This is a genomic window from Okeania sp. (assembly GCF_983059655.1).
Window position 1 is genome coordinate 13,852 of the sequence record NZ_CEZPJD010000032.1, and the last position, 7,873, is coordinate 21,724.

Below are 7,873 nucleotides of genomic sequence, written 5' to 3' on the forward strand. Positions count from 1 at the left end.
TTCTGAATTCTAAATTCTGAATTCTAAATTCTGAATTCCGTTTACCTATGCAGGTTGTATTAGTTTTATGAATTGCTTGTAAAAATCTAAAGCAACTGTTTCAATTACATCATAGCTCTCTACTACATCTATTCCTGCGTCGAGTACCTTTTCTTTAGGACTCTCACCAATTTTAGAAACCAGCACAGCTTTACAATCAGAAATTGCCTTAATGATATTCTCCAAACTGCCTTCTTCACCATAACCACCTAAGCAATAGTGGTCAACTTTGCGGTGAGCAATAAATCTAGCTTTCACACCATCAACTTCATAAATCATAAACTCTTTAGCATGACCAAAGTGTTGATTAACTAATCCGTTACCCTTACTTGCTACTGCTAACAGTATAGGAGGACCAGCTTCAGCAACTGCTTCTTGTACCTGAGTCTCTGCCTTGGCTGTTGCTAATTTATCGCGGAAACCTTCAATGCCAGCATGGAATTCTTTACGCTTTTCCAGATCATATTCTGGAGTCATCTCCATGATTGCTTCCTTTGTGAATTCTTTACTCCTGTCTTCACCTAACAGACCAACTGCATCTGCACGACATTGACGGCAGTGACGCATCATTTTCATACCACCAACATCACATTTGTCTTGTAATGTTTTTAATTCTTCAGTGGTAGGGCCACGCTGACCATTTAAGCCAAAGTAAGTGCCGTGTTCTGGTGAAGAAATCAGAGGCATAATATTGTGAATGAATGCACCCTTAGAACGAACAATTTTATTGACTTCTTCTAAATGCTCATCATTGATGCCAGGAATCATGACTGAGTTAACTTTGCAGAGAATATCAGCTTCTCTGAGTAAGTCTAGGGATTCCATTTGCCTTTGATGCAGAATTTTTACCCCTTCAATTCCTCTGTAACGTTTCCGGCGAAAATGAACCCAAGGATAAATCTTTACCCCGATTTCAGGGTCAACCATATTAATCGTTAAAGTAACGTGGTCAATGTTGAGTGCTTTGAGTCGATCTATATAATCGGGTAAAGCTAGACCATTGGTTGATAAGCAAAGCTTGATATCTGGTGCTTTCTCAGCTACAAGCTCAAAAGTGCGGAATGTTTTCTCTGGGTTCGCTAATGGATCTCCAGGTCCGGCAATTCCCATAACAGTCATTTGGGGAATTTTGCCTGCAATTACTAGAGCTTTATGAGCTGCTTCTTCAGGAGTTAGCAGTTCACTAACTACACCGGGACGACTTTCGTTGGCGCAGTCGTATTTACGGTTACAGAAATTACATTGAATGTTGCAAGCTGGTGCAACTGGAGCGTGCATCCTCGCATAATGGTGATGCGCTTCTTGACTGTAGCAAGGATGGTTAGCAACGCGTTCTTGAATACTAGCGGGAAGTTCTTGTTCGGTAGTAGTTCCACAACCCTTTGACACGCAGCCTCCGGATTTCTTTTCCGTGCTCTTCGTGGTTTTTGCGAAGCTGTCTACTGTTGGTTTGGAAGATAGTTCTGTTGGCTGTAACATCTAAGTTTCCACTATTGTTGGGCTAGCTGTCGCCGTGAGTGACGGATTACTCGCGTCGATACACTTTTCCTGAAACGGTTATTTTCCGTCTGTGGTTTAGGTGTCCGGCGTTATAGTTTTTATATCAGTGGCCTTTAAATTCCTATTGTCAACAACCCGGATTAATATTGATTATTATGATTAGTTTTGTACTCAGATTTGTATCATCTAATAATTCAAATCAAATTGAGATATCTAATTTTTTTATTGGGGTATAGGTACTTGTATTTTTTAAGTGGGGTACAAGTATTTATGGGGTAATGGTACAGAGTTCTATGTACTCGTTATCAAACCTACATATATCAGGAATTAAACTACTTTTTAACTTTGATTTTTGCCTCTATACTCCTGTACTCATACACCCCTTATTCAACTCAACCTTTTCTTACTGTATACAATGTATCAATTTTTGGCAAGTAGTTTAGATTGATTTTAATTTTTCTTTAAAGTTTGACAATTATTTTCAATATTGACAGAAAGAATGTAGGAAAAAAGGAGCAAAGTTGTCAGGAATAAAGCAATTCGTTATTAATTATCCAGATTTAATATAACTGCACTTTAGAGTAATCTACATTAACAAAATCTTGAAAAATATGACCAATTTCCTTAACATTTTTATTTGGCCAAAAACTCAATATGACTTTAATACAACTTTTTAGTTTTTGTAAAAAATTTAGCAGTTTTTCAGGATTAATATAAGTAATTTTCAATGCTTCGTCTTGAGAAAAATTTTCAATTTTCTGTAGCTAAAAATAAAAATACCACTTTTTCGCTTCTGTAATAAATTTAGCAGTTTTTTCAGAATTAAGTAGATAATTTTTAATATTTTTTTTAATCTTTTCCCCATAATTATGAGTTAAACTATAATTTGAGTACAAGTTTCAATTTCAGCACAAACCCCCCTTAAAAACTTCAAACCTGCTGATACACAAGCATCAACCTTGAGTACAAAAATACTAGTACATTGTTCAGTAAATACTCGTACACGCTACAAAAAATACTAGTACCTATACCCCAAAATATATTTCAAATATCTATCTACATTCATTTTAAGTCTTTTGAGTACAAGCTTAATATATCTAATAAAGATTGACCGTTAAATATTGGTTAGTAGTTTACAAGGCACTTGATATAAAAATTTAAAAGCAAACGTCCTTGTCAAACACCGAACCCCTTATTTAGGGTTTGCTGAAAAAAATTGGTTGGTGGGGGTAGGACACGGGGACGCGGGGACACGGGGACGCGAAGACGCAAAGATGGGGGGAACAGGCAACGGTTTCGGCCATTTTATGTGAAGAAATTTTCTTGAATTTCAGCAGAAAATTTCAGTGTGGAGCTTCCCGTAGTAGACTGACACACCTTAAATGGTGCAATAGATTTTTATTTCTAGGTGTCTTTATCTCCCCTACTCCCCCACTCCCTAATGCACCATTTTAGGTGAAACAGTCCAGTAGGGTGGGATGGTGAGGAAACCTGCGCCATATCCATGAGACCAAGAGAAAGATAAACTTCAGTATTTCAACACTCCCTGTTACAGGAAGTACTGATAACTGATAACTGATAACTGAATTTCAACGCTCCCTATTACAGGAAGTACTGATAACTGATAACTGATAACTGATAACTGATAACTGATAACTGAAATGACCACCTTACTAAATAGCAATACTTGTACATTACCTAACACTCCTAATTCCAAAAAAAGTCAAGGTAACTTTAGATCTCCATTCAAATTCAAAGCTAATACTGAAACTGATCGACAAAATCTACAACTAGAATCAAGTAGAGACCTTTCTTCTTCTCGTCGTCATAGATTTTGGTATAAATATTTTACCTTTCCAGAACTAGAGACAATCTTAACAGACTTTCAAATGATCTTTGAGCGAGACCCCGCAGCACGCAACTGGGTTGAAGTCTTATGTTGCTATCCTGGTTTGCACGCTCTAGTACTACATCGCCTTGCTCACTGGTTAGATCTTCAGAACATTTCTCTAATTCCACGTTTAATTTCTCATATTGGAAGGTTTTTAACAGGAATTGAAATTCATCCCGGGGCAACAATTGGACAGGGAGTATTTATCGATCATGGCATGGGAGTGGTTATTGGTGAAACTGCAATTATTGGAGACTATTCCTTAATTTATCAAGGTGTCACCCTTGGTGGTACGGGAAAAGAAATTGGTAAACGCCATCCCACTATTGGCAAGAATGTTGTAGTTGGTGCTGGTGCTAAGGTACTAGGTAATATTAATATTGGAGATAATGTCCGCATAGGTGCTGGTTCAATTGTATTGAATGACGTTCCTTCTGAATGCACCGTTGTCGGTATACCAGGTCGAATTGTTTCTAAATCTGGCGAACGAGTTGGACCTCTTGAACATGGACGGTTACCAGATACACAAGCTACAGTAACTCGTGCTTTACTTGACAGAATTGAGCAACTAGAACAAACAATTGCAAACCTTTATCAGCAACACTAAGGAATGACGACGATGTATAACAATCATAATCCTAACCCTCAAGAATTGATTACAATTGTGAATCTTTCTCAAATTGATCGTTGGTTCGTTCATCAGCGTTTACAAGAACTCATGATTAATAGCTGGTGTCCCACTAGCGGTGAATTATTAGTAGAAGTCAATAATGTCACCGATGCTCTTCTTGTTCACAGCATTATTAAGCAATTTGTTGCTCCTCGCCAGGAGTTAGTGGACTGGTTAGAAAGATGCTGGCAGATGGAAGTTTTTTCCTAAACACAACCATTGATTTAATGAACAATTTTCATTCTCATTGGTAATAGATCTGGAGTTACCGAATAATTAATAATTAATAATTAATAATTAAATAATTTTGGTTTAAAGCCTCCCCTTTTAAGGGGAAAAAAAGTGCTAGGATATTTCCTGATATTCAATTCCGTAACGGTTTTAACCAGAAGTAATTATCAATTATCCATTATCAATTATCAATTAATCAACTTCCTTATCTATTACCTGTAGTTTAATACTTAAGGACAATAACTATGGAAGGCGATCGCAAAACAACTCTATTTCTTAATTTTTTGCAGGAAGAATTAGCTATTTCTGCTGCAGCAATTTCTGTAGCACGGAAACACAGTGAAGCCTCTTGTGGACCTCTACCAATGATTCTCTGGAAGTTTGGTATGATTTCTCTCCAACAATTGCAACAAATTTTTGATTGGCATGAGTCTTATAGCGCTACGCGCTAGGGAATAGGGAATAGTGAACTGTTAAATGGTTTTAGGGTTGAGAAATGTCAAACACCTTAATGGGTAGGGCTATACAATAGCAATACTCTTTTTTACGACCGATCAATGAGTTAAAAGATGAATTCTAAAGTTTATCTAAAATAAAAGCTATCTCATTAATAAACCCATGTTTAATAGTGATAAATACTTTTAGATTTTGCTTGAATTTAATTTTTAGTATCCTTAAAGAAAGAAGCAATAGCTACTTTTTCTCAAATAATTAATATGTCATAATCTCTAAAGAAATTATCACTATTCATTCCACCAAAAATCACAATATTTAGCTCGGTATTAGGGAGGCAGCTATATGAAATTAGATGAAGTTATTGAATTAGATGGACCACCAGTATTTGAATTGGAACAAAAGGTAAGAGTTCGCAAAATAATTCGTAATGATGGTACTTTCCCTGGAAAAAATCGAGGAGATATTCTTTTAGAAGGGGGAGAAGTAGGTTACATTTGTGGTATTGGCACTTTCTTACAAAAATTTTATATTTATTCCGTACATTTCATCAAAAAAGGAATGATTATCGGCTGTCGTAAAAATGAAATAGAAGTTGTAGAGGAAAATTAATGAAAGTAATTCTACGCAATAATGCAGCAGGAAATTTAGAAGTTTATGTTGCTAAAAAAGATTTGGAGGAAGAGGTTGTTTCACAAAAAATTGATGGAGATATTAAAGTTTTAACTTTAACAAATGGTTGGGAATTATCTATTCCTAAAGACCAACCAGAAAAACTACCTCTAACTATCGATGCTAAAAGATTAAACTAAAAGTTTCCTTTCCATAGTTACTCCTTATTGTGCAGCCACCAAATTAGATTTATCTCTTATTTGGTGGTTTTTTTTACAGGGAACAGGGAACAGGGAACAGGGAAAAGTGGGAAAGGCTTTTCTATATTTTCTTGAGCAGGGAAGTAGAGGAGTGGGTAGGGACGTTGCATGCAACGTCCGTAAAAAGTAGTAAACATAAGAATAACGGGACTTTAGGAAAAAACAGGTTAAAAATAAGGTCAAAACCTTATACAGTAATGTTTTTACATTTAATTAACTATTTTCTTGATATATCTAGGTTTTCCTACGGAATGCTACAATGCTGGATACTTGTAATAGCTCTGCAACTAACTGACCCAATCTTTTGCTCAGTACAAACTCTTTAGCAACATCACTTTCAAGCCACATCATTTCTCTGCTGCTGAATTGTCGGTTTGGGTCAAATTTGTCATGCACCTCGAATAACTGTTTCAATTCCTGTCGTAACAGATATAGCGCTCCAGGACTGAGAATATTTTTGATTCTGAGATAACTTTCCGTCTGAAATTGTTGAAATTGAGAGTCTGAAAGAAGATAAGGTTCAGCTAGCTCTTTTTGTAATTCTTCAATGGAGGGAACTTTTTGAGCAACTTGTTCTGCTTGGGGAATCAATTCTTCTAGATTTACAGGCTTTTGGCTGTTGTCAGCTAAGGAAATGTACTAATCCCACCATTGCTCGTTGCTTCCAGTCCAGGCTTCATCTATACTATTAGTATGGGCATTAATTGTAGGAAGGTGAGAGTTGGTTTGAAGGTCGCTAGAAGATTTCATAAAAACTTTAAGAATTCGTTATTTTCATCTAAAAATGATTATCACATAGTATTTACTGAAAAGTGAATAGTAAACTAATTCCTACTACTGCAACTAATACTCCTAAAACTGACCTAATACTTATTTTTTCTCCCATTTGAGCAGCAATGGGAATTATAAATATTGGACTGGTGGCTAAGAGAGTTTGAGCAATACCTGCGGGAGAAAATTTGAGGGAAGTTTGTTGTAGCCAAATACCTAAGTAAGTGCTGCTAAAAGCTGTAATAAAAATGGCTCCTACAAGTTTTATTGACCAGTTGAATTTTTCTGATTTATCCTGTTTTGTTTTCTGAAAAAGTAACAATAAAACAATAATAATTATTCCTCCAATTAAACGAAATAATGTGCTTAATAAAGGATTAATATCTGAGTAAAGCAAAGCAAAACGGGAGATAATTGCACCACTAGAATTAGCTATTGCTGCTAATATTGCCCAGACTATTCCTTGTTTGATATTTACATTACTAATTGTTGTACCGGGAGTTCTTTCTGAGATTACCCAAGCTACACCTCCAACTGTAATTAAAATTCCACACCAAGCACCAAAAGTTAATTGTTCTCCTAAGAAAATTAAAGCTAATAAAGCTGTCATGGGAGGAGATAAAGTTTCCATGAGCAGAGTTCTTCTTGCACCCATATTTTTGAGGGCAGAAAAAAAGGCAGTATCTCCTAAGCCAATACCAAGAATACCGCTAATTAGGAATAAATTAATAGTAGTTAAGTTGACTTCTATCTGAAGTTTGTTACTAATAATTAAAGTTAGAAAAATCAGAGCGATCGCTATTAAACCTTTGAATAGATTTAATTTTAGAGGAGATATTTTTTGCCCAAGTAAGCTATAAGCTGCAGAGGATGCTGCCCATAAAAATGCACCAGTTAATGCTGCTAGTTCGCCTTGAAAATTAGTTATCCACTGCTGCATAATTTTTGAGAAGAAGGAAGAAGTTAGTAAACAGTATATTTTGACTCTTTTATCAACTATTACAATTTAAGCATTCAGCGATTAGCAGTCAGCTATCAGCAATAGGTAATGAATAATTACTTCTGAGGTTTAGAAATGGGGCTTTGGCAGTAAATTTTTATTCTTTCTCTATTTCAAAGGTTGCTTTTATCTTCTCCAAAATTAATAGCTGTTAACGCAGTTATGACCTGGGAAGCTAGCTGATAGCTGACTGCTGAATGCTTACCTTATTTGGGTATAAAATTCAATGCAATATCCTTAAATAACAAGAAGATAGATATTATATTTAATATAAATACTCCGAATAATAATACTGAATCAAGTCTCCATCCTTGAAAGATTAAAATGCCTCCATACAATAACATTCCTACCGGAACAAAAACTAATTGAATAATATCAAAAGCTTTTCTATTGGGTGATTTTTTCTTCGGTTCATTCAGAATCATCACTAAAGTAAAAATAAAACA

General features: G+C 35.6%; 9 protein-coding genes. 5 read left to right on the forward strand and 4 right to left on the reverse strand.

Translation table 11 applies throughout. The annotated features are described in order from the left end of the window. Positions 1–45: 45 nt before the first annotated feature. Complete coding sequence (gene nifB, locus AC3DU7_RS03855) at positions 46–1,428, reverse strand: nitrogenase cofactor biosynthesis protein NifB (protein WP_488038040.1); 1,383 nt, start codon at positions 1,426–1,428, stop codon at positions 46–48. Positions 1,429–3,428: 2,000 nt separating this feature from the next. Between nifB and cysE the strand changes: the two genes are divergently transcribed. The 5 genes from cysE to nifT all read left to right on the forward strand — a co-directional run bounded on the left by cysE (position 3,429) and on the right by nifT (position 5,596). Then, positions 3,429–4,037: a serine O-acetyltransferase gene (cysE, locus tag AC3DU7_RS03860; protein WP_488038047.1), complete on the forward strand. Its 609-nt coding sequence runs from the start codon at positions 3,429–3,431 to the stop codon at positions 4,035–4,037. Positions 4,038–4,049: 12 nt separating this feature from the next. After that, positions 4,050–4,310: an Asr1405/Asl0597 family protein gene (locus AC3DU7_RS03865; protein ID WP_488038041.1), complete on the forward strand. Its 261-nt coding sequence runs from the start codon at positions 4,050–4,052 to the stop codon at positions 4,308–4,310. A 266-nt stretch (positions 4,311–4,576) separates the two neighbouring features. Then, positions 4,577–4,783, forward strand: coding sequence for a DUF2949 domain-containing protein (locus tag AC3DU7_RS03870; protein ID WP_488038042.1), 207 nt, complete (start codon positions 4,577–4,579; stop codon positions 4,781–4,783). 346 nt (positions 4,784–5,129) lie between these two features. Then, positions 5,130–5,396 (forward strand): nitrogen fixation protein NifZ, encoded by a 267-nt coding sequence (locus tag AC3DU7_RS03875; protein ID WP_293155299.1) that lies wholly within the window; start codon positions 5,130–5,132, stop codon positions 5,394–5,396. Further along, positions 5,396–5,596: a putative nitrogen fixation protein NifT gene (gene nifT / locus AC3DU7_RS03880; protein WP_124143216.1), complete on the forward strand. Its 201-nt coding sequence runs from the start codon at positions 5,396–5,398 to the stop codon at positions 5,594–5,596. The genes AC3DU7_RS03875 and nifT overlap by 1 nt, the downstream gene beginning before the upstream one ends. 294 nt (positions 5,597–5,890) lie before the next feature. Here nifT and AC3DU7_RS03885 read toward each other — a convergent pair whose 3' ends face one another. The 3 genes from AC3DU7_RS03885 to AC3DU7_RS03895 all read right to left on the reverse strand — a co-directional run. Next, positions 5,891–6,247, reverse strand: coding sequence for a hypothetical protein (locus AC3DU7_RS03885; RefSeq protein WP_488038043.1), 357 nt, complete (start codon positions 6,245–6,247; stop codon positions 5,891–5,893). A 211-nt stretch (positions 6,248–6,458) separates the two neighbouring features. Further along, positions 6,459–7,367: a DMT family transporter gene (locus tag AC3DU7_RS03890; protein ID WP_488038044.1), complete on the reverse strand. Its 909-nt coding sequence runs from the start codon at positions 7,365–7,367 to the stop codon at positions 6,459–6,461. Between the two features lie 266 nt (positions 7,368–7,633). Then, a partial coding sequence (locus AC3DU7_RS03895; RefSeq protein ID WP_488038045.1) for a Ycf66 family protein occupies positions 7,634–7,873 on the reverse strand: 240 nt, incomplete at its 5' end.

Coding starts and splice junctions, on each gene's coding strand:
- AC3DU7_RS03890 (WP_488038044.1), bottom strand. CDS start 7,367: ATGCAGCAGTGGATAACTAATTTTCAAGGCGAACTAGCAGCATTAACT.
- cysE (WP_488038047.1), top strand. CDS start 3,429: ATGATCTTTGAGCGAGACCCCGCAGCACGCAACTGGGTTGAAGTCTTA.
- nifT (WP_124143216.1), top strand. CDS start 5,396: ATGAAAGTAATTCTACGCAATAATGCAGCAGGAAATTTAGAAGTTTAT.
- AC3DU7_RS03865 (WP_488038041.1), top strand. CDS start 4,050: ATGTATAACAATCATAATCCTAACCCTCAAGAATTGATTACAATTGTG.
- AC3DU7_RS03875 (WP_293155299.1), top strand. CDS start 5,130: ATGAAATTAGATGAAGTTATTGAATTAGATGGACCACCAGTATTTGAA.
- AC3DU7_RS03870 (WP_488038042.1), top strand. CDS start 4,577: ATGGAAGGCGATCGCAAAACAACTCTATTTCTTAATTTTTTGCAGGAA.